Origin of the sequence: Thalassotalea agarivorans, from assembly GCF_030295955.1 — a bacterium.
Lineage (GTDB): Bacteria > Pseudomonadota > Gammaproteobacteria > Enterobacterales > Alteromonadaceae > Thalassotalea_D > Thalassotalea_D agarivorans.
The window spans coordinates 1,634,672-1,656,163 of record NZ_AP027363.1; the positions used below are offsets into that span (position 1 = coordinate 1,634,672).

Sequence of the window (21,492 nt, forward strand, 5' to 3'; positions counted from 1 at the left end):
ATATTAAGGCGTGTAGTAAGTGGCAGAGCCCGGTCCTACAGGTAATCCAAGAGCAAATACCCAGACGTAAAACAGAATCACCCAGCCAACAAAGAAGATCATACTATATGGCAACATGGTGGCAACAAGGGTACCTATGCCCATATCTTTTTTGTACTTACTTGCTACAGCTAGGATCAGGCCAAAATAACTCATCATCGGGGTTATCAGGTTGGTGACCGAGTCTCCAATACGATAAGCCGCTTGAATGGTTTCAGGTGCGTAGCCTACAAGCATTAACATAGGGACAAAAATAGGTGCAGTCGCTGCCCATTGAGCAGAGCTCGAGCCTAAGCTTAGGTTAATCACAGCACACATAAAGATAAAGAAGACAAATATTTCTGGCCCCGTTAGGCTCAGTGCTTGCAACAAATCCGCACCATTAACCGCTAAAATCGTGCCTAAGTTTGTCCACTTAAAAAAGGCAACAAATTGAGCAGCAAAAAACACTAAGACAATGTACATGCCCATAGAGCTCATGCTTTTAGACATTGCGTCAATCACATCTTTATCGTTTTTCATGGTGCCTACAACACGGCCATAGACAAATCCAGGAATAGAAAAGGTGATAAAGATAATAACAACAATACCTTTCAAGAAAGGAGAGCCAGTCACTTTGCCGGTTTCTGGGTGCCTTAAAATACCGTTTTCAGGCACAATCGTTAATGCAAGCACGGCGCAGGTAAGTAAAAATGCAATGCCGGCCCATTTTAAGCCCTTTTTCTCTAGTGCGGTTAAGTGTTCTACTTTGTTTCCTGACAAATCTTCAGACGCTTCACTGTCGTTGTATTTGCCTAAACGCGGCTCGACAATTTTTTCTGTAATTAGTGTGCCTAATATCGCGATCATAAACACAGAGGCAAACATGAAGTAATAGTTAGCCTCAGGGCCTACTTCATAGCTCGGATCTATCATTTGAGCCGCAGGCGTGGTGATACCAGCAAGGAGTGGGTCAATGGTGCCAAGTAATAGGTTGGCGCTATAACCCCCAGAAACACCGGCAAATGCAGCTGCAAGACCTGCTAACGGGTGTCTGCCTAAACTGTGGAATATCATGGCAGCTAGCGGGATTAACACCACATAACCTAATTCTGACGCTGTATTAGATAAAATCGCGGCAAAGACAACCGCAAAGGTAACTAAACGCTTAGAAGCGCCCATCACCATGCCTCGCATCGCAGCAGAAAGTAAACCAGAATGCTCAGCAACACTTACACCTAGCAAAGCTACTAACACAGTGCCCAATGGCGCGAAACCAGTGAAGTTAGTAACTAGCCCCGTCATAATGCGTTGAAGGCCTTCAGCACTAAGTAAGCTGACTACTTCGATTATGCCATCTTCTTCTCTACCTTTGGCGCCAACAGGTCTAGGATCTATAGCGGTTAAGCCAAAGTAATCTGCAATACCTGAAAATACAATGATAGCGACACAAAAAATGGCGAATAGTGTGATGGGGTGCGGAAGTAGGTTTCCAAAAAATTCTACCGTAGATAAGAAACGGTTAAACAAGCCTTTATTATTATTGGTATTGGGCATAGCCGTATTTGTCATAGCCAAATTCCTTCGTTTGGACTGCGATATGCAATAATGATGTTTTAATAAGGAAAGCAAGATACCATAGCAGCGCTTTTGGCACTAGGTTTACTCGCTGTTTTAGGTGATTCCTTTGCAAAAGGTTTGTAAAGATTTGCGAGCGAATATAAGCGCTCAATGACAATACGTTATTCATAAAAAAAGCCTCAAAAGTTGAGGCTTTTATAAAAATATTGAGCGTATTCAGCTGAGTTAGAAGCTGCTTGTATCAGTGAACAAGCCTACTTTTAAGTCAGTCGCTGCATATATCTCTTTGCCATCGACTGAAACCGTACCGTCAGCAATACCCATGAATAGCTTGCGTTTGATTACACGTTTCAAGTCGATTTTATAGGTAACTTTTTTAGCGGTAGGTAATATTTGGCCAGTGAACTTCACTTCGCCCACACCTAATGCACGACCTAAACCAGGTCCACCTGACCAAGCAAGGTAAAAACCAACAAGTTGCCACATAGCGTCTAAGCCAAGGCAGCCTGGCATTACAGGATCATCTGTAAAGTGGCATTCAAAGAACCAAAGGTCAGGGTTGATATCAAGTTCAGCGATAATTTCGCCTTTACCGTATTTACCACCTTCTTCCGTAATCGATATAATGCGATCCATCATAAGCATATTGCCTGAAGGCAAATGGCTATTGCCAGGTCCAAACATTTCACCTGTGCCAGCTTTAATGAGATCTTCTTTCGTAAATGACGATGCTTTAGTCATATTTATAGTCTTTATAGATGATTATTTTCGGGTCGCCATTTTAGTGTACACTTGTACGCTAAACAAGTCGGATGAGTGTGTTAAAGCGCATAAATATTGTGCAAACACGATTATATTTGCTTTAATTTTGGTTATGCGTAACCATATGCATGGCAGAAATGGAGGGATATATGACAGAAGAGAGCAAAAAACACGCATTAACTAACGCCGAAAAACAGCAACGCTACCGAGAGCGTCAAAAAGCTAAAGGCAAGAAGGAAATGCGAGGCTATTTAACTAAAGAAGCCTTAACCTGCTACGAACTCATTCAAGAGCAAACTGGCTGGTCCGATAGTATTATTCTGAGTAATGCTATTCGGCTAACCTATGCAGCTTATAAGAATGGTCAAATAGGGCTATTGAATAATTGGCTCAATGAAAACGACTTGTAGTAAGATAAACGAAAAAGCGATGTGGACAAATAAGAAGTAATAAGGAATTCGCGTGATTAAAGTATTGTTAGTGGATGACCATGAATTAGTCAGAACGGGCATTAGACGTATTTTACAAGATGTAAAAGGCTTTTCTGTCATAGGCGAAGTGTGTTCAGGTGAAGAAGCTGTGCAGTTTTGCCGTAAGGAAGAACCTGATGTAGTGCTTATGGACATTCAAATGCCTGGTATTGGCGGCTTAGAAGCAACAAAACGTATCATACGTTATTCACCAGATGTAAAAATTATTGTGTTAACCGTGCACAGCGAAGATCCAATTCCTACAAAAGTTATGCAAATTGGCGCAGCCGGCTATCTAACAAAAAGCGCGGGACCTGAAGAAATGATTAATGCGGTAAGAGCGGTAAACGCTACATAACGCCAGACGTAGCTCAGCAAATGGCGCTAAATCAATTCAAATCACCTGAAGAAAACCCATTTAATGCGCTGTCTGAACGTGAACTACAGATTATGTTTATGATCACGCGTGGTGAAAAGGTGCCTGATATTTCTGAGCAGCTGATGCTTAGTACTAAAACAATCAACAGTTACCGCTATAGAATGTTTGAAAAGCTTAATGTCAGTAACGATGTTGAGCTAACCCATCTAGCAATTAGACACGGCATGTTAAATACGGAAAAACTATAACTTGTGTCTAGTTTAACCCCTCAATTTGACGCCAAAGCCTTTCTAAAATCTGTGTCTGATCAGAGTGGTGTTTATCGTATGTACGATGAGCACCAACAAGTTATTTATGTAGGTAAAGCGAAGCAGTTAAAAAAACGCTTAGCCAGCTACTTTCGTAAAGATGTTGGCAGTGTAAAAACTCAGGCGCTTGTTGCTCAAATTCGGGCAATTGACGTGACGGTTACCCATACAGAAGGTGAAGCGTTGATACTCGAAAACAACTATATCAAGCGCTATAAACCTAAATATAACATCTTACTCCGCGATGATAAATCGTACCCTTATTTACTGATTACCGATCATCGCCACCCCAAATTGGGTCTGCACCGCGGTGGTAGAAAGATTAAAGGCGAGTATTTCGGGCCTTACCCAACGGTAGGCGCCGTCTGGGAAAGCTTACGCTTAATGCAAAAACTCTTTCCCATTCGCCAGTGTGAAGACAGTTACTATCGTGCTCGCAGCAGGCCATGTCTGCAGTACCAACTAGGGCGATGTAGTGCTCCATGTGTCAGTAAAATATCGGATAATGATTACACTGAGCAAGTAAAGCTAGCCAAGCTGTTCTTGAGAGGGAAAGATTCAGAGGTTATTGATCGACTCGTAGAAAAGATGGAAGTTGCTAGTACAGAATTACAGTTTGAACAGGCAGCAAAATATCGTGATCAAATCGCCACATTACGAAAAGTACAACAGCAGCAGTTTGTTAGTGGCATCGCCTCTGAACTCGATATTGTTGGTTTTTATCGCGAGAAATCTCAAATATGTATCCATTTATTGTTTATCCGCGACCAAAAAATCTTAGGTTCAAAAAGTTATTTTCCGAGCATTCCTGCTGAAACAAGCGATAGCCAAGTATTGCTTGCCTTTATCGGACAGCATTATTTAACAGGGGACTTAATTCAATCGAGTATTCCCAAGGAAATAGTGATTGGCGAAATAGATAGCAATGAAGCCGAAGATCTAGACACAATTAAAGGCTTGTTAGATAAAGCAGCAGGTAGAAAAGTAAAACTGTCACAGTCAGTAAAAACTGAGCGAGCGCAATATCTAAAACTTGCTAATACTAATGCCCAGCAAGCGTTAAAGAGCAAAAACAGCCACAAAGAATCGATGTTGGCACGCTTTGACGCATTAAATGAAGTCTTTGAGCTACCTCAAGGTATCAATCGCCTTGAATGTTTTGATATTAGCCATACCATGGGGCAACAAACGATTGCGTCATGTGTAGTATTCAATAAAGAAGGACCTCTCAAAAGTGACTATCGGCGATACAATGTCGTTGGCATTACTCCTGGCGATGATTACGCTGCTATGGCTTTTGCATTAAACAAACGTTACGGCAAAGCTAGCAAAACAAATGATGTAAATTTACCCGACATCGTGTTTATTGACGGCGGTAAAGGGCAGTTGGCTAAAGCAGAACAATTTTTTGCGCAGTTACCCATAGACGAAATACCATTGTTAATAGGTGTTGCCAAAGGTGAGTCCAGAAAGCCTGGGCTTGAAACCTTAATAATGGCAGGAAGCCATCAGCTGATTAATTTGCCTTCTACATCGCCGGCACTTCATCTTGTACAACATATAAGAGACGAGTCACATCGATTCGCTATAGCAGGGCATAGAGCTAAACGACAAAAGCAAGCAAACAAATCGTCACTTGAGAACATTCCAGGTATTGGCGCAAAGAAACGCCAAGCATTGCTTAAATACCTAGGTGGGCTTCAAGAAGTAAAACAAGCGGATATCATTACCTTGGAGAAGGTGCCTGGTATCAGTAAGCAACTTGCGCAAACGATTTACGACGCTTTACATGACAATTAGTGTCAAAAGCGTATAGAATATTTTCGCAATAATAAGTAGTACTTGCATTAAGCAAGTCACGCCTAACAGTCATTAATAATGAGCGTGTATAAAAATATGTGGACTATCCCAAATCAAATAACAGTTTTTAGAATAATTTTAATTCCCGTTTTCGTGGTTATATTTTATTTACCAATCAGTTGGAACCAATTTGGCGCATTCGCCGTGTTCTGGCTTGCTTCAGTTTCTGATGGCCTTGATGGCTATTTAGCTCGTCGACTTAATCAATCTTCACCTTTTGGTGCATTTATTGATCCAGTAGCAGATAAATTGATGGTGGTGTGCTCGCTGGTAATGATTTCAGAGCATTATGGGCAGTGGTATGTCACAGTGCCTGCCGCCATTATTATCTCTAGAGAAATTTTAGTGAGTGCATTGCGAGAATTTATGTCTTCACGTGGTGTACGTGACGTTATTGCTGTATCTAATATGGGTAAGTGGAAAACAGCGTGTCAGATGCTAGGTATTATGGGCCTAATTTGGTATCCAGATTACGACGTACCCTTAGTTCTATTTGATTTTCCTCATATTATTTTAAATGTTGCGGCATGGATTTTTTATGCAGTGGCAACCGTTTTAACTATTTGGTCATTAATCAGCTATTTAAAAGCAGCGTGGCCAGAATTAATGTCTAAAAAATAGGGGTTAAAAAAGCGACAAATTTAACGAAAAGCTGTTAAATTTTCAGCATATTTGTTACTTTTTAACCGAACAGAAAAAAATTAAACTTTTATTGTTGACTCAGAACTAATTCAATGTAGAATGCACCTCCGTTGACAGGGAGTCATCAATTAAAGCGGCTGTAGCTCAGTTGGTAGAGCACGACCTTGCCAAGGTCGATGTCACGAGTTCGAGCCTCGTCAGCCGCTCCAATTTTTCTAAGGAAACACCCTCAACTCGAGTTGATGAAACGGCGGGTTGGCAGAGTGGCTATGCAGCGGATTGCAAATCCGTGGACCTCGGTTCGACTCCGGGACCCGCCTCCATTTTGCCCGGGTGGTGGAATTGGTAGACACAAGGGATTTAAAATCCCTCGCTGGTAACAGCGTGCCGGTTCAAGTCCGGCCCCGGGTACCATTTCATCCGCTGATGTTGAACGGTGTTGAAATAGAAAATAGGATGCGCTAGAATGCGCGCCGGAAATATAAAGCGGCTGTAGCTCAGTTGGTAGAGCACGACCTTGCCAAGGTCGATGTCACGAGTTCGAGCCTCGTCAGCCGCTCCAATTTCCACAAGCCTTTACCAAGCGGCTGTAGCTCAGTTGGTAGAGCACGACCTTGCCAAGGTCGATGTCACGAGTTCGAGCCTCGTCAGCCGCTCCAACTTCTTTTAGAAGCACTAGATCACCAATTATCTAGTATAAAAATCTTCCCGTGCCCGGGTGGTGGAATTGGTAGACACAAGGGATTTAAAATCCCTCGCTGGTAACAGCGTGCCGGTTCAAGTCCGGCCCCGGGTACCATTTAATAATCTCTTATTAAATCCTTTGTTCCGAACTTTCACCGGTCCCCTTATCAAGTACAAAATACGTCCTATATTTTGCCTGTTAGGCCACAACTTGTGTTGGTAAATGTTCCATACATTTACATTCCGGCCCCGGGTACCATTTAATAATCTCTTATTAAATCCTTTGTCCAGACTTTCACCGGTCCCCTTATCAAGTACAAAATACATCCTATATTTAGCCTGTTAGGCCACAACTTGTGTTGGTAAATGTTCCATACATTTACATTCCGGCCCCGGGTACCATTTAATAATCTCTTATTAAATCCTTTGTCCAGACTTTCACCGGTCCCCTTATCAAGTACAAAATACATCCTATATTTAGCCTGTTAGGCCACAACTTGTGTTGGTAAATGTTCCATACATTTACATTCCGGCCCCGGGTACCATTTAATAATCTCTTATTAAATCCTTTGTCCGAACTTTCACCGGTTCCCTAATCAAGTACAAAATACATCCTATATTTTGCCTGTTAGGCCAAAACTTACTTTTCGCTTTAACTTAGCAGCGCATATCATTGATTTTAAACCAATAGCTACTAAAGTTTTCGTGCTTTAGGTTGACCGCAGATCTCGCATTCTTTATCCTTTAACAATCAATGAGCTATTATTAGCATGTTGACTAAAAATGATGTTTATTTGGAGTAGGCAATGGATATATACAAAGTGGTTGGCATGGTAGCTATATTGGTGAGCTCAGGTGCTTATGCGGAAAATGAACAAACGACCGTATATAAATGTGTAAAGCAGGGTGTTACAGCCTATAGTGATATTCCTTGTGCTAAGGACGCACAGCAGATTGTCTATAGCACAAAGTCGAGCGCAGTCAGTTCAGTAAGCACATCAGAAGACAATCAACAAACACTTGCTGACACTCAGGCTAAAGTAGCCGAACGCAAGAAAGCGCGTGAAACAGACAAAATAAACAAAAAGATTGTACGTCTACAGCAACAAATGCAGCAAGAGCTCGCTGATTTGGATAATACCACTAATTTTGCAATTGAGCGTCGCAATGGCAAGAGCTATGACGACATCATTGCCAAGCGTCAAAAAGAAGTTAGAAAGAAATACGAACGTTTAATTCAACAACAACGAAAGCAGTTAGAAAACATCCAATAAATGTCGAATTTTTGTCTACGCTTACATGTCATCTCAAAAAAGTGGTGAATCATCGCCACTTAATTCAATAATTTAACTAAATGTATACAATGTAAAACTATGTAAACCTTATTGTTGTGGCCTACGTACAACGGTACCATCACAAGGTTATTTGTATTTATTATTAGAAAATTTAGTTAAATGTCTAAAAACACATTGTTAACCATGAGCTTGTCGTTGTCGGCATTACTCGTTGCGTGTTCCTCCCCAAGCGGCATTACGACGCAGAGTAGGGACTTTAAATCGCCAACGCAGTGGTCCAACGTACATTTGAATGCCAAGGAAACAGAACAACTAGACAACAGCATTGTTGCTGTTGATGATTGGCTACGTAATTTCGAAGATATAAAACTCATTCGTTTAACAGAGAAGTCTTTAAGCAAAAACTTCCAACTTAAAGCGAGCGCGATTGATGTTGCAATCGCAGAGCAACGATTAAATATCTCTGAAAGCACTGATTGGCCAGCACTTGATCTTGCCTTTAGCGGTCAAAGACGAAAATCCATTGTATCCGGCAATGAGCTGTATACAACAGACTATGACCTTTCTTTAAATTTATCTTATGAGCTAGATTTGTGGGGCAAGCTTTCCGACCAACAGCAACAAGATCAACTTGATTATCTAGCGGCAAACCTGCGTTATGAAGACGACAAGAACAACTTGGTAGCGTCTGTTGCTAGTGCTTGGTTTAATTTGCAAGAAGCACAACAACTCGCGTTGTTGTTTGAAGAACGAGCACGTAATCTAGAGCATAATTTAGAGTTGATCCAAGCCAGTTATCGATTGGGCTTAAATCAAGCATTAGATATTTATTTATCGCAAAATGATGTGTCGCGTGAACTAGCGCGCGTTGAAGAGCAGCGTCAAAAAGTGCTAGAGAATAAACGGTCTTTAGAAATACTGCTTGGCGACTTTCCATCTTCAGCGATTACTGCGCCATCTGAGCTTCCTCGTATAAACAGTAAAATTGCCACTGGCTTACCGTCTGATTTACTGACCAGAAGAAAAGATATCCAAGCGCTTTGGTATGAGCTTTTAGCGCTAGACGCTGGCCTTGCTGTTGCACATAAGCAACGCTTTCCTAGAATAGCATTATCTGCTTCAACGGGTACAAGCGCGCCAGATTTATCTGATTTGCTTGATGCAGATGCACTAGCCTGGTCGTTGTTAGGTAATGTGACAACACCACTGTTTGATGCTGGTCGTCTTTCATCTTTGGAAGAAACCGCTAGACTTCAAGTGGTGAAGCAAGAACAAAACTATTTGTTGGCAGTACATAACGCCTTTGCAGAGGTCGAAAATGCTATCAGCAACAGAGCAGCGTTATTAAGCCGATACCATTATTTTGTGGATGCGCGAGAAAACGCATTAGAAGCTGAATCGCTGTCTTTCAACCAATATATGAAAGGGATTGTTAGCTATAGTGCAGTGTTAGAGTCTCAGCGTCGTGCCTTTGATGCTCAAACCAACGTTATACAGCTAACAAATCAATTACTTCAAAACAGAATTCAATTGCATATCGCACTAGGCGGCAGCTTCGAAGAAGTTGCAGAGCAATCAAATACCGCTGCGATTAATCAGAGTGATACCGATGCCTAAACAAAAAACGCTTTTTACCAAAATAATTTTACCTATTCTTATTTTGATTGGTTTTATCTTTGCAGCGCGAATTGTTATTAGTAATCCGCCGCAAACACCACGTTTTAAGCCTAGTGGCGCGCCACAGCTTAATGTGGAAGCTCGAACGCTTTCCAGTGAAAATATTGCAATTACCATCGATAGCTACGGTACTGTTAAGCCAAGAACACAATCGATATTGTTTCCTCAAGTATCAGGGCAAATAACAGATATTAGCCCTAAATTTAGAGAAGGTGGCTTCTTTGAAAAGGGTGAAATGTTGGTACAACTTGATGACAGAGATCATGTTTCTGAAGTTAAGATAGCTCAATCAACTTTATTCAACGCTAAACAATCATTAAGTGAAGAAGAAGCTCGAGTAGAACAAGCAAAACAGGACTGGGACCGTATCGGCAATGGCGGCGAAGCACCCGATCTTGTATTAAGAAAGCCGCAGTTAACCGCAGCACAAGCCAAAGTAAGCAGTGCAGAGGCAACATTAGCTAAAGCACAGCTAGCGCTTGAGCGCACACAAATTAAAGCGCCTTATGATGGTCGCATCTTGTTTAAATATGTTGATGTAGGTCAAGTTGTATCGTCAGGTACGCAGCTAGCACAAATTTACGCGACCGATTACGTCGAAATTAGGCTACCAATCAAAAACAAAGATCTACCTTACATGGTATTACCTGAGAGCAATCGCTTTAGAGAAGAGTCGGTTAATCAACAACCATTAGTTGCCGTACATTCAGATTTAATCGGTAAACAAACTTGGTACGGCAAAATCGTTCGTACAGAGGGTGCGTTTGATGCAAATTCGCAGCAGCTTTTTGTTGTCGCTCAAATAGACGATCCCTATGGTTACAATGACAACAATGCCTTACCGATTAAAATTGGTCAGTACGTGTCGGCGGAAATCAATGGGCGAGTGGTAAATGGCGCGATTACAGTGCCTAACAAAGCGATTTACCAAGGCAGTTATGTTTATATCGTTAAAGACGGAAAATTACTGCGTAAAGAAATCGATATCGCGTGGCAAAATGCTAACTTTGCCATCCTAGCTCAAGGTGTTAATGCCGGTGAAAAACTGGTTATTACACCGCTAGGGCAAGTTAACTCTGGTACACCCGTAGCAATAACTAAGTTAGATGACGTTGAAGTGAAAGCGGAAGTCGCCGCTAAAAAGAAAGGCCCTAAGGCGCCAGCTACAAGCCAAGGAGAAACTAAATGATCGCTTGGTTTGCGCGCAATCATGTAGCCGCTAATTTGTTAATGATCACCATAGTTATGCTAGGTGTCGTAACATTGCGTGGCAATATACCTATTGAAGTCTTTCCAAGCTTTGAATCTGAAACGATTCGTGTCAGTGTCTCGCTTCGTGGTGCTACGCCTGAAGATGTAGAGCAGGGCGTTTCTATTCGCATTGAAGAAGCGGTGCAGGATTTACAAGGCATAAAAAAGATCACGTCTCGTTCAAGTGAAGGCTCTTCGCGCGTCACTTTAGAAGTAGACAAAGGCTATGATCCAAGAGAATTACTTGCGGATGTAAAAAGTCGTGTCGATGCGATAAACACCTTTCCAGCAGAGGCAGAAAAACCTGTCGTTTCAAACAACCCATGGCTTAGAGACGTTATTACCGTCACTATAGCGTCAGAATATGGTGAAAAAGAAATTCGTGAATTTGCAGAGCAGGTGCGCGATGACTTGTTGCGTCTACCTAATGTTACACAGCTGCAACTTGACGCCGTTCGAAATTATGAAATTAGCATTGATGTTAAGCAGGCCAAATTAAGAGAGCACAATGTTTCGCTAGAAGATATCGCGCAAGCGGTTCGAAATAGCTCATTAGACATGTCGGCAGGTAACGTTAAAACCGATGGTGGTGATGTATTGGTGCGCTCAAAAGGGCAAGCCTATCGTAAAGATGAATTTGAAAGAATCGTTGTTAAAACTAATCCAGACGGCACCATGTTGCGTCTACGCGATGTAGCACAAGTAAACGATGGGTTTGAAGAAACACCGCTTAGAGCCCGTTTTAATGGTCAACAAGGCGCCATGATTGAGGTTCAGCGTATCGGCAATCAAAGTGCTATCGACGTTGCCGATGAGGTAAAAGCGTATATAGACAAGCGCCAAGCTACCTTGCCTGATGGCTTTACACTAAGCTATTGGGATGACGATTCACAAGTCGTTAAGAATCGTTTAAACACATTGATTAGTAATGCCTTACAAGGTGGTTTCTTAGTCCTATTGTTACTTACGCTATTCCTGAGACCTTCAATCGCATTTTGGGTATTTATAGGCATACCTGTGTGTTTCTTAGGCGCGTTTATGGCTATGCCGTTACTTGGCGTGACGATAAACATAATGAGCTTGTTCGGGTTTATCGTGGTGCTTGGTATTGTTGTAGATGACGCCATCGTTACCGGCGAAAACATATACAGGCACAGCCAAATGCCTGGATACAAAACAGGCCTAGAAGCTGCAATTAAAGGCACGCAAGAAGTTGCGACACCAGTAACCTTTGGTGTGTTAACAACAGTCGCTGCATTTATGCCACTGCTGTTTATTGAAGGGCGCAGAGGCGATTTCTTTTCTCAAATTGCGTTAATTGTAATTCCAGTACTTCTTTTCTCATTGATAGAGTCAAAGTTTGTATTACCAGCCCATTTAAAGAACTTAAAGTTACGCCATGAAAAAACGAAAGTGTCAAAACTCAGTGAGTGGCAACAGAAGTTTGCTGATGGTTTTGAAGCGGCGATTCTAAAATACTATAAACCCGCGCTTGGTTTTGCTACGCGCAACCGATTTGCCACGCTAATGACCTTTATCGGTGTTTTTGTGCTGATTTTGTCCTTTATCATGTCGGGTTGGACAAGGTTTACCTTTTTCCCTCGTATTCCATCTGAGACCGTTAGAGCAACTATAACGATGCCAGTGGGTACAAGTTTTGAAGTGGTTGATGGTTATGTGGCTAAAATTTCTGACGCGGCGAAACAACTGCAAGAAAAGTATCGCGACGTAAATGGTCAAAGTGTTATTTTAAACACGTTAGCGACCACTGGTGGTTGGCGTGGCGATAATCAGGGACAGGTTCGTTTTGAAATCTTACCTGCTGAGAAAAACTACTTTGGTATCGGCTCAAGAGAGCTGGTCAATGAATGGCGAGATTTAATTGGCCCGCTGCCTGGCGCTGAAAGCGTTACCTTTAGAGCTGAGTTTGGCCGAGGTGGCGACCCTATTGATGTGCAATTGTCAGCAACTAGTATGTCTTTGCTCGAAACAGTAGCAGAAGAGGTTAAAGCCTATATTGCCACCTATCCAACAGCGTTTGATATTGCCGATTCAATGTCTGATGGTAAAGAAGAAATTCAAATTGAACTGACTGACCAAGGTTATGCGATGGGTATGTCGATTTCATCGATTACCAGCCAAGTTAGAAATGCTTTTTTTGGTTCTCAAATTCAACGTATTCAACGTGGTAGGGACGATGTCCGTGTAATGCTTAGATTCCCGCGTGAAGAGCGTGGTTCGATATCTAGCTTGAAAGACATGTTAATCAACACGCCTAACGGCGGCAAAGTGCCGCTATCCCATGTTGCGAAACTTAAGCCTGGTAAGAGCCCGTCGAGCATTATTCGTATCGATCGTTACCGTACGTTAAATATCACGGCAGACGTAGATAAAAAGTCGACTAACATGACGGCGCTTAACGCTGATCTTAATCAGTACTTGCAGCAGTTGATGCAGAAATATCCGGGCGTAAGCTACGAATTAGAGGGCGAGGCGAAGGAACAACAAGAGTCGTTTGGCAGTTTATCTGTAGGCTTAGTACTCGTGTTCTTTGTGATTTATTGTTTATTGGCAATACCGTTCAAGTCATATATCCAGCCGTTGATTGTTATGTCTGTAATACCTTTTGGCGCAATTGGCGCCGTGGTTGGCCATTGGATAATGGGAATGGATCTAACGATATTCAGTATCTTAGGTATTATGGCGTTGATTGGTGTTGTTGTTAACGACAGTCTAGTCTTAGTTGATTTCGTTAATAAAATGCGAGAAAAGGGCCATAACGTGATGGACGCTGTATTGTCAGCAGGTCAAGCGAGATTCAGGCCGGTTATGTTAACTTCATTAACAACCTTTATCGGTTTAATGCCGCTCTTGTTTGAAAAATCAACACAGGCTCAGTTCTTGATCCCTATGGCGGTATCACTTGGTTTTGGTATTATTTTTGCCACACTAATTACCTTAGTATTAGTTCCTGTGAATTATTTACTTGTTGAAGATGGTAAAAACGGATTAAATAAGCTTAAACAACACTTATTTTCTGACAAAGCACACGTTTAACGTGTGTTTTGTCATAACAAGGACACTGTGATGGCTGAAGAAACCATATTTTCTAAGATAATCCGACAAGAGATCCCAACTCCCTTATTGTATCAAGATGAACTAGTAACAGCGTTTAGAGACATTTCTCCGCGCAAGAGTACTCATATCCTGATTATTCCGAACAAACTAATCCCAACTGTTAATGACGTTGAACAAGAAGACGAATTAACTCTGGGGCGTATGATTACCGTTGCCAAGCAATTGGCAAAAGAAGAGGGTATTGCAGAAGATGGTTATCGTTTGATCATGAACTGCAACGACCACGGAGGGCAAGAGGTGTACCACATTCATATGCACTTGCTCGGTGGGGAACCTGTAGGTCCAATGGTTGCGGGCTAAAATCGATAAGTCGCTGTAAACGTGGGATTAGTTGCCATGACGGTACAAAAGTTATGGCACATACTAGTATATAGATAAAACTTTCGAGACAACTCGTTGAATTGGAATTCTTTAATAGAAGATAGAAATCGATTTTTCTGGATTCTACACACCGCCGGTTGGTTGGGCTTTGCCTTTATCCATTTCCTTGGGTCATTATTACATGATCTGCGGGATATCTTTGTCATCATCATTTTCTTAAACGCCTACGCTGGATGGCTGCTAACCATTCCTCTACGTTACGTTTACCGCAAAGCCTGGAATCTAACTCCAGGTAAAATTGTCATTGTTATTATCGTCTGTTCTTATGTTGTTGGTGTTTTATGGCGTGTGGTCGCTAATATAAACTATTGGGAAATATACAAACATGGCTTTAGGCCAGACTTTTGGCTGATGTATACCCAAAATAGTATTTGGTTTTTCTATATCATCCTTAGTTGGAGTGTGTTGTATTTTGGTATTAAGTACTACCAGATGCTGCAAAAAGAAAAGCAAAATGTATTACAGGCCAATACTGTTGCGCATCAGGCGCAGCTGAAAATGCTTAGATATCAACTTAACCCGCACTTTTTGTTTAATACCTTAAACGCCATTTCGACGTTAATCATGGTTAAAGACAACAAAACAGCCAATGGTATGGTCACCAAGCTAAGTGAGTTTTTGCGCTACACGCTAGACAAAGATCCGATGAAAAAGGTTAATCTAGCGACCGAATTTAAAGCGTTGCAGTTGTATCTAGATATCGAAAAAGTCAGGTTTGAAGAGCGTTTACAAGTGAATTTCGTGCTTGATGATGATTGTAAAGAAGCCTTGGTACCTAGCATGATTTTACAGCCTATTGTAGAAAACGCGATCAAGTATGCTATTGCCGTACAAGAGGATGGCGGTACCATTGATATACACTGTAAGCACTTTGGCAACGATCTACTTTTAGAGGTTGCAGATAATGGTCCCGGCGCCGAAATAAAAAATGGTAATCTACATCGTGAGAATGGTGTTGGATTAGCAAATACCCGTGAACGTCTTCAGGCATTATATGGTGAAAACTTTGCTTTAGTTGTGTCGAATAATCGACCGCAAGGTGTTAAGGTAAATATGCGCATGCCATACGAAGTATCTGAGGAATCCTAAACGTGATGTTAAAAACACTGATTGTTGATGACGAACCACTTGCAAGAAAAGGGCTTAGAATACGCTTATATGAGCTCAACAATATCGACATTGTTGGTGAAGCGAATAATGGTCAGGCAGCAATAGATTTTGTGTTAGAAAATGATGTTGATTTGGTCTTTATAGATATCCAAATGCCAGGCATCACCGGTATTGAAGCAGTAGAACAGTTACTAAACAAAGCCGAAAACTTGCCACATTTTATTTTTGTGACTGCGTTTGACGAATATGCGTTGAAAGCATTTGAAATGCACGCGATAGATTATTTGTTAAAGCCTGTTGATGAAGACAGACTAGCAGAAGCCGTAGAGAAGGTTACTCAACGCATAGCCGAACAACAAAAAGCGCAACAAACCAACAAATTAGTTGCTTTAGTCAGCCAATTAAGTGGCCAAGAAGCAGAGGTGATATACGAATCTCTCGCCAATCAAGAAGACATTAGCTTAAAAACATATTCAGATATTTTACCAATCAAGGATTCGGGTGAAGTAAGTCGCGTACCGGTGAATTCAATTTTATGGATTGATGCGGCGGGCGATTATATGTGCGTTCACACCGAAAATGACGGTACACACATACTGCGCAAAACGATGAAACAGTTAGAAGAAATTCTAGATCCTAAGATATTTGTGCGTAGTCACCGTTCTTCTATTGTTAATATTAATTTTATTCAAAAGTTTTGTAGTCAGCTAAACGGCGAATACTACTTAGTGATGAAAAACGGTAAAGAATTAAAGGTGAGCAGAAGCTATAAAGATAAAGTTAAGCAGCTCGTTACTGTTTAATGATCATCCTTTTAAAATAGTCGATTGCATTTCAACTAAGTGGCTATTTACCGCTTTTGTTTGTTGTATAGCCGTTTTTAATGGCACAAGTACCATTTCCTGATTTACTTCTCCAACCATTTTGTCTGTTTCACCCAATAAAACAGCTTGTACCGCTGCAACTCCCATCCTAGTTGCCATTACGCGATCTTTCGCATCAGGATTGCCACCGCGTTGAATATGGCCAAGCACACAAACAGTGCAATCAATGTTATGTGATTGTTTTAGTTGCGTAGCTAATGTTTGAACGCCGCCAGGCCAGAGGTTTTCTGCAACTACAATTACGTAGCTACGATTTCGCTTTTGTTTTATTACGTTTATCTCTTGAGCTAACTCAGAGAGCGTTTTGTCAGTATCAGAAACATTAGTGTTTTCAAATGACATAATATGTTCAGCGCCACTGGCGATACCGGTGTTAAAAGTAAGGTGTCCGCTGTGTCTACCCATGAGCTCGATTGCAAAAACGCGATCGAAAGCTTGTGCCGTGTCACGTATTTTGTCTATCGCATCAAGCGCCGTATTTATGGCCGTTGAGAAGCCAATTGTATAGTCAGTGTTATCTAAATCATTGTCTATAGTGCCAGGCAACCCAAGCATTTGCCCAGGCCAAAAGCGCTTTAACGCAAGTAGGCCATTAAAAGAGCCATCGCCACCGATCACAATTAATGCATCTATTTTTGATTTCATTAAGTTTGTGGCTGCTTGTTTTAAACCGTCGTCATCACACATTTGCGGACAACGGGCGCTTTTTAAAATGGTGCCACCTAAATGGACGATTTGAGCAACATCGTCACTGGTAAGTAAACAATAGTTGTCGTCTATGAGGCCATTGTAACCTTGCAAGTAACCATAGACCTGCACGTCATGTTTCTCACAGGCGAGCACTACGCCGCGAATTGCAGCATTCATGCCCGGTGCATCACCACCACTTGTCAATAAAGCTATTCGTTTTGATTTTGTCATCTATGCTCAGAGATAAAGTAAAACCTGTGTTAAGCATAGAGGATAATGGAAATGAGTTAATCAGTTTTTTTGATTTAAATGATGTAGGTCAAATAAAAAAGCCTCCAGATGGAGGCTTTTAGAATCTTAGTAAGCAGCTGTTTTAGGTGCTCTTGGGAATGGAATGACATCCCTTACATTGCCAACGCCTGTTGCGTAGGCAACTAAGCGTTCAAAACCTAAACCAAAACCAGCATGTGGCACTGTGCCGTAGCGACGTAAGTCTCTGTACCAACTGTAGTCAGCTGGATCTAAATCCATCTCGGCAAGGCGAGCATCTAATACATCTAGACGTTCCTCACGTTGTGAACCACCGATGATTTCACCGATGCCTGGCGCTAATACGTCCATCGCTGCTACTGTTTTACCGTCATCATTCAAACGCATGTAAAATGCTTTGATATCTTTCGGGTAGTTTTGTAAAACGACAGGGCCGCCTACATGTTCTTCGGCTAGATATCTTTCGTGCTCTGAGTTTAAATCAATGCCCCAAGACACTGGGTTTTCAAACTTCTTGCCACAGTTAAGTAGGATATCTATTGCGTCAGTGTAATCCATACGTGTAAATTCGCTGTCGATAACACTGTTTAAGCGGTCGATAACCGTTTTGTCTACACGTTGTTGGAAAAACGCCATGTCATCTGCGCGCTCTTCAAGTACTGCTTTAAACACGTACTTAAGCATATCTTCTGCTAGATCTGCGGCAATAGATAGATCGGCAAACGCAATTTCAGGTTCTACCATCCAAAACTCGGCCAAATGTCTTGACGTATTTGAGTTTTCAGCACGGAACGTAGGGCCAAAGGTGTATACCTTAGACAATGCACTCGCGTAAGTTTCAACGTTTAACTGACCCGAAACCGTTAGGAACGTTTCTTTACCAAAGAAATCTTCGCTGTAATCGATATCGCCTTGCTCTGTACGAGGCAAGTTTTCCATATCAAGCGTTGATACTCTAAACATTTCGCCAGCACCTTCACAGTCGCTGCCTGTTACAATTGGTGTTGCAATCCACATATAACCACGTTCGTGGAAAAAACGATGGATAGCTTGAGCCAACGTGTTACGTACGCGCGTTACGGCACCACCAATATTAGTGCGAGGGCGCAAATGCGCATGCTCACGTAAAAATTCAATACTATGACGCTTGGCTGCCATAGGGTAGGTGTCAGGATCTTCAACTAGACCGTATATTTCAACGCCTGTTGCTTGAATTTCAAATGCTTGTCCTGAACCTTGCGACTCAACCAGCTTACCAGTCACTTTTACAGAGCTACCTGTTGTTAGCTTTAATACTTCAGACTCGTAATTTTCGAGGTCATTGGGAACTACCGCCTGAATCGGATCAAAACATGAACCATCATGAATCGCTAAAAATGAAATACCGGCTTTAGAATCGCGACGTGTGCGAATCCAGCCATGAACTGTGATTTCTTGATCTACTGGATATTTTCCAGATAGTACATCGGTAATCGCTATTACTGACATTGATTGACCTCTTTTCTCTCTGTCATTGTTCGCTTTGAATTAAGGGATGCTATGTTACCTTGCTTGGCAAGAGAAACAAGAAAAACTTGTTCTTTTTACAAGGAAATAACGCTTTTATTGATATATGGCTTAGTCGTTAAAATTCAACTCGCACTAAAACAATTATCCTGATCTAGTGCGCTAGCAATGGCAGAGGTTAGTGCATTTAGATCTGCGCTCGTAGCCACGTAGGGCGGCATAATATAAATCAACTTACCAAAAGGTCTAATCCATACGCCTTGGCTAACGAAATGTGCTTGAATATTTGCCATATTGACCGGCTGATGTGTTTCGACAACGCCGATTGCACCTAACACGCGAGTATCAGCAACTCTAGGGTGCGATTTAAGTGGCAGAATGTTGTTCTTTAGTTGTGACTCTATTGCTGCAATTTTGCTTAGGTAGTCGTCTTGTTCAAACAAAGATAAACTGGCATTGGCAACCGCACATGCTAAAGGGTTGCCCATAAACGTCGGCCCATGCATAAAACAACCCGCTTCACTTTCACTAATCGTATCAGCTACTTGTTGCGTTGTAATTGTTGCTGCCAATGTCATATAACCACCGGTTAATGCTTTACCTAAACACATGATATCGGGTGTAATGTCAGCCCATTGGCAAGCAAACATTTTACCTGTGCGTCCAAATCCGGTAGCTATTTCATCGCAAATCAACAACACATCATATTTGTCGCACAGTGCTCTACAGGCTTTTAAATAGTCTTTGTGGTAAATACGCATACCACCGGCACCTTGCACAATCGGCTCAATAATAAGGGCGGCCATTGATTGATGGTGCTGTTCAAACAGGGCGGTAAGTGATGTTAGTTCTGATTCGTCAAAATCTTGTTCGAAACGTGTTTGCGGCGCAGGGGCAAATAAATGTTGCTGCATTACGTTTTCAAACATGTGATGCATACCGTTAACGGGATCGCAAACGCTCATCGCGGCAAAAGTATCGCCATGGTAACCATTTTTTACCGTCAATAAGCGCGTTTTTTTGTGCTGACCTTTTGCTTGCCAGAATTGATATGCCATCTTTATGGCGACTTCAACCGAAACAGAGCCACTGTCGGCAAGAAACACTTTATCTAGTCCAGCAGGCGTTAGATTTACTAAACGCTGTGCTAAATCCACCGCAGGCTTATGGGTTAAACCGCCAAACATGACATGCGCCATCTTTTTTGTTTGTTCAACAACGGCGTTGTTTAAAGTAGGGTGGTTATAGCCGTGAATAACTGACCACCAAGAAGACATACCATCTATCAAGGATTCACCGCTGGCTAAATTAATATGCACACCAGACGCACTCTCTACACAATAAACAGGTAAAGGATTGGTCATAGACGTGTACGGATGCCAAAGATGTTTTTTATCAAAAGAGAGAATATCTGTATAATTATTAATCATTAGTTAATTTTGGTGGTTTAAATTCGTTGACAGCAAGTTAATGCAGGCTAGACTACCTATATTTTTATACTTTCGCAATCAATCACAGGTTTAAACATGAGTGCAACGCAACATTTAGGCGAAGTCCGTCACAATTGGACAGTAAAAGAAGTAAACGCCTTATTCGAATTACCTTTTAACGATTTAATGTTTTATGCGCAATCTGTGCACAGACAACATTTCAATGCCAATGAAGTCCAGGTAAGCACCTTGTTATCAATTAAAACGGGCGCGTGTCCAGAAGACTGTAAGTATTGCTCACAAAGCGCGCGTTACAAAACCGATATTGAAAAGGAAAAATTGCTTGAAGTAGAAAAAGTGTTGGAAGCAGCAAAAGCCGCTAAAGCACAAGGTTCTACGCGTTTTTGTATGGGCGCGGCTTGGCGTAATCCAAAAGAGCGTGATATGCCGTATGTCACAAAAATGGTGAAAGAAGTTAAAGCACTAGGCCTAGAAACTTGTATGACTCTTGGTATGTTAGACAACGATCAGGCGCACCAGTTAAAAGAAGCGGGCTTAGATTACTACAACCATAATTTAGATACGTCACCTGAACATTATAACCAGATTATAACTACGCGAAGCTATCAAGATAGATTAGATACGTTAACTAACGTGCGCGATGCCGGTATGAAAGTATGTAGCGGTGGTATTTTAGGTTTAGGTGAAAAAGCGACTGATCGTTCATCATTATTGGCGCAGCTAGCTAACTTGTCGCCACAACCAGAAAGTGTACCAATTAACATGTTGGTTAAAATTGAAGGTACGCCATTGTCTAACGTTGATGATTTAGACAACTTTGATTTTATTCGTAGCATTGCTGTAGCACGTATTATGATGCCTAAGTCGCACGTAAGATTGTCTGCAGGACGCGATGCCATGAACGAACAAATGCAGTCGCTTTGTTTCCTAGCAGGTGCCAACTCGATTTTCTTCGGTTGCAAACTATTAACTGCAGGCAACCCTGAAACCAACCAAGATGTTATTTTGTTCAAAAAGCTGGGCATAAATACCGAAACGGTTGACAGTATTGAAGACGAAGCTACGCAAGCTAAGTTAAAAACAGCTATCGTCGACCAAGAAAACAAAGATTTATTCTACAACGCAGCGCAGTAGT

16 protein-coding genes, 6 tRNA genes and 1 pseudogene are annotated in these 21,492 nt (G+C 41.7%); 18 read left to right on the forward strand and 5 right to left on the reverse strand.

Annotated elements, in window-relative coordinates; all coding sequences use genetic code 11:
- Window positions 1-3: 3 nt before the first annotated feature.
- Both QUD85_RS07575 and fabA read right to left on the reverse strand, forming a co-directional pair.
- The gene (locus QUD85_RS07575; RefSeq protein WP_093328777.1) at window positions 4-1,590 is read right to left on the reverse strand and encodes an AbgT family transporter; all 1,587 of its coding nucleotides are present in this window, start codon (window positions 1,588-1,590) and stop codon (window positions 4-6) included.
- A gap of 234 nt (window positions 1,591-1,824) precedes the next feature.
- Window positions 1,825-2,340, reverse strand: coding sequence for a bifunctional 3-hydroxydecanoyl-ACP dehydratase/trans-2-decenoyl-ACP isomerase (fabA, locus tag QUD85_RS07580; protein WP_093328776.1), 516 nt, complete (start codon window positions 2,338-2,340; stop codon window positions 1,825-1,827).
- 170 nt (window positions 2,341-2,510) lie between these two features.
- Here fabA and QUD85_RS07585 point away from each other — a divergent pair, with 170 nt between their 5' ends.
- From QUD85_RS07585 to QUD85_RS07665, 17 genes and pseudogenes are all read left to right on the forward strand, one after another.
- Entirely contained in the window at window positions 2,511-2,771 is a 261-nt protein-coding gene (locus tag QUD85_RS07585; protein WP_093328774.1) for a hypothetical protein, read from the forward strand.
- A gap of 52 nt (window positions 2,772-2,823) precedes the next feature.
- Window positions 2,824-3,458 (forward strand): annotated as a pseudogene (gene uvrY / locus QUD85_RS07590) (UvrY/SirA/GacA family response regulator transcription factor).
- 3 nt (window positions 3,459-3,461) lie between these two features.
- Window positions 3,462-5,318, forward strand: coding sequence for an excinuclease ABC subunit UvrC (uvrC, locus tag QUD85_RS07595; RefSeq protein WP_093328773.1), 1,857 nt, complete (start codon window positions 3,462-3,464; stop codon window positions 5,316-5,318).
- 96 nt (window positions 5,319-5,414) lie between these two features.
- Complete coding sequence (gene pgsA / locus QUD85_RS07600) at window positions 5,415-5,999, forward strand: CDP-diacylglycerol--glycerol-3-phosphate 3-phosphatidyltransferase (RefSeq protein WP_093329094.1); 585 nt, start codon at window positions 5,415-5,417, stop codon at window positions 5,997-5,999.
- Between the two features lie 154 nt (window positions 6,000-6,153).
- Window positions 6,154-6,229 (forward strand) — tRNA-Gly (locus QUD85_RS07605).
- 40 nt (window positions 6,230-6,269) lie between these two features.
- Window positions 6,270-6,343 (forward strand) — tRNA-Cys (locus QUD85_RS07610).
- Between the two features lie 4 nt (window positions 6,344-6,347).
- Window positions 6,348-6,434, forward strand: a tRNA-Leu gene (locus tag QUD85_RS07615).
- A gap of 72 nt (window positions 6,435-6,506) precedes the next feature.
- Window positions 6,507-6,582: transfer RNA gene (locus tag QUD85_RS07620), tRNA-Gly, on the forward strand.
- A 21-nt stretch (window positions 6,583-6,603) separates the two neighbouring features.
- Window positions 6,604-6,679 (forward strand) — tRNA-Gly (locus tag QUD85_RS07625).
- 53 nt (window positions 6,680-6,732) lie between these two features.
- Window positions 6,733-6,819 (forward strand) — tRNA-Leu (locus QUD85_RS07630).
- 691 nt (window positions 6,820-7,510) lie between these two features.
- On the forward strand, window positions 7,511-7,978 hold the full coding sequence (locus QUD85_RS07635; RefSeq protein ID WP_093329802.1) for a DUF4124 domain-containing protein: 468 nt from the start codon (window positions 7,511-7,513) through the stop codon (window positions 7,976-7,978).
- A gap of 180 nt (window positions 7,979-8,158) precedes the next feature.
- Complete coding sequence (locus QUD85_RS07640) at window positions 8,159-9,616, forward strand: efflux transporter outer membrane subunit (protein WP_093329797.1); 1,458 nt, start codon at window positions 8,159-8,161, stop codon at window positions 9,614-9,616.
- On the forward strand, window positions 9,609-10,865 hold the full coding sequence (locus QUD85_RS07645; protein WP_093329793.1) for an efflux RND transporter periplasmic adaptor subunit: 1,257 nt from the start codon (window positions 9,609-9,611) through the stop codon (window positions 10,863-10,865). The genes QUD85_RS07640 and QUD85_RS07645 overlap by 8 nt, the downstream gene beginning before the upstream one ends.
- Window positions 10,862-13,984, forward strand: coding sequence for an efflux RND transporter permease subunit (locus tag QUD85_RS07650; RefSeq protein WP_093329790.1), 3,123 nt, complete (start codon window positions 10,862-10,864; stop codon window positions 13,982-13,984). The genes QUD85_RS07645 and QUD85_RS07650 overlap by 4 nt, the downstream gene beginning before the upstream one ends.
- Window positions 13,985-14,014: 30 nt before the next feature.
- Window positions 14,015-14,365, forward strand: a complete 351-nt coding sequence (gene hinT / locus QUD85_RS07655; RefSeq protein WP_093329788.1) for a purine nucleoside phosphoramidase — start codon at window positions 14,015-14,017, stop codon at window positions 14,363-14,365.
- Window positions 14,366-14,461: 96 nt separating this feature from the next.
- The gene (locus QUD85_RS07660; RefSeq protein ID WP_093329785.1) at window positions 14,462-15,535 is read left to right on the forward strand and encodes a sensor histidine kinase; all 1,074 of its coding nucleotides are present in this window, start codon (window positions 14,462-14,464) and stop codon (window positions 15,533-15,535) included.
- Between the two features lie 5 nt (window positions 15,536-15,540).
- Window positions 15,541-16,359, forward strand: a complete 819-nt coding sequence (locus QUD85_RS07665) for a LytR/AlgR family response regulator transcription factor (protein ID WP_093329830.1) — start codon at window positions 15,541-15,543, stop codon at window positions 16,357-16,359.
- Between the two features lie 3 nt (window positions 16,360-16,362).
- Here QUD85_RS07665 and QUD85_RS07670 read toward each other — a convergent pair whose 3' ends face one another.
- The 3 genes from QUD85_RS07670 to bioA all read right to left on the reverse strand — a co-directional run bounded on the left by QUD85_RS07670 (window position 16,363) and on the right by bioA (window position 20,336).
- Window positions 16,363-17,361: a 6-phosphofructokinase gene (locus tag QUD85_RS07670; RefSeq protein WP_093329782.1), complete on the reverse strand. Its 999-nt coding sequence runs from the start codon at window positions 17,359-17,361 to the stop codon at window positions 16,363-16,365.
- 126 nt (window positions 17,362-17,487) lie between these two features.
- Entirely contained in the window at window positions 17,488-18,888 is a 1,401-nt protein-coding gene (gene asnS, locus QUD85_RS07675; protein ID WP_093329779.1) for an asparagine--tRNA ligase, read from the reverse strand.
- A gap of 143 nt (window positions 18,889-19,031) precedes the next feature.
- Window positions 19,032-20,336, reverse strand: a complete 1,305-nt coding sequence (gene bioA, locus QUD85_RS07680; protein ID WP_093329777.1) for an adenosylmethionine--8-amino-7-oxononanoate transaminase — start codon at window positions 20,334-20,336, stop codon at window positions 19,032-19,034.
- Between the two features lie 96 nt (window positions 20,337-20,432).
- Between bioA and bioB the strand changes: the two genes are divergently transcribed.
- A complete protein-coding gene (gene bioB / locus QUD85_RS07685; RefSeq protein WP_093329775.1) occupies window positions 20,433-21,491 on the forward strand; it encodes a biotin synthase BioB in 1,059 nt (352 codons plus the stop codon).
- Window position 21,492 lies beyond the last annotated feature (1 nt).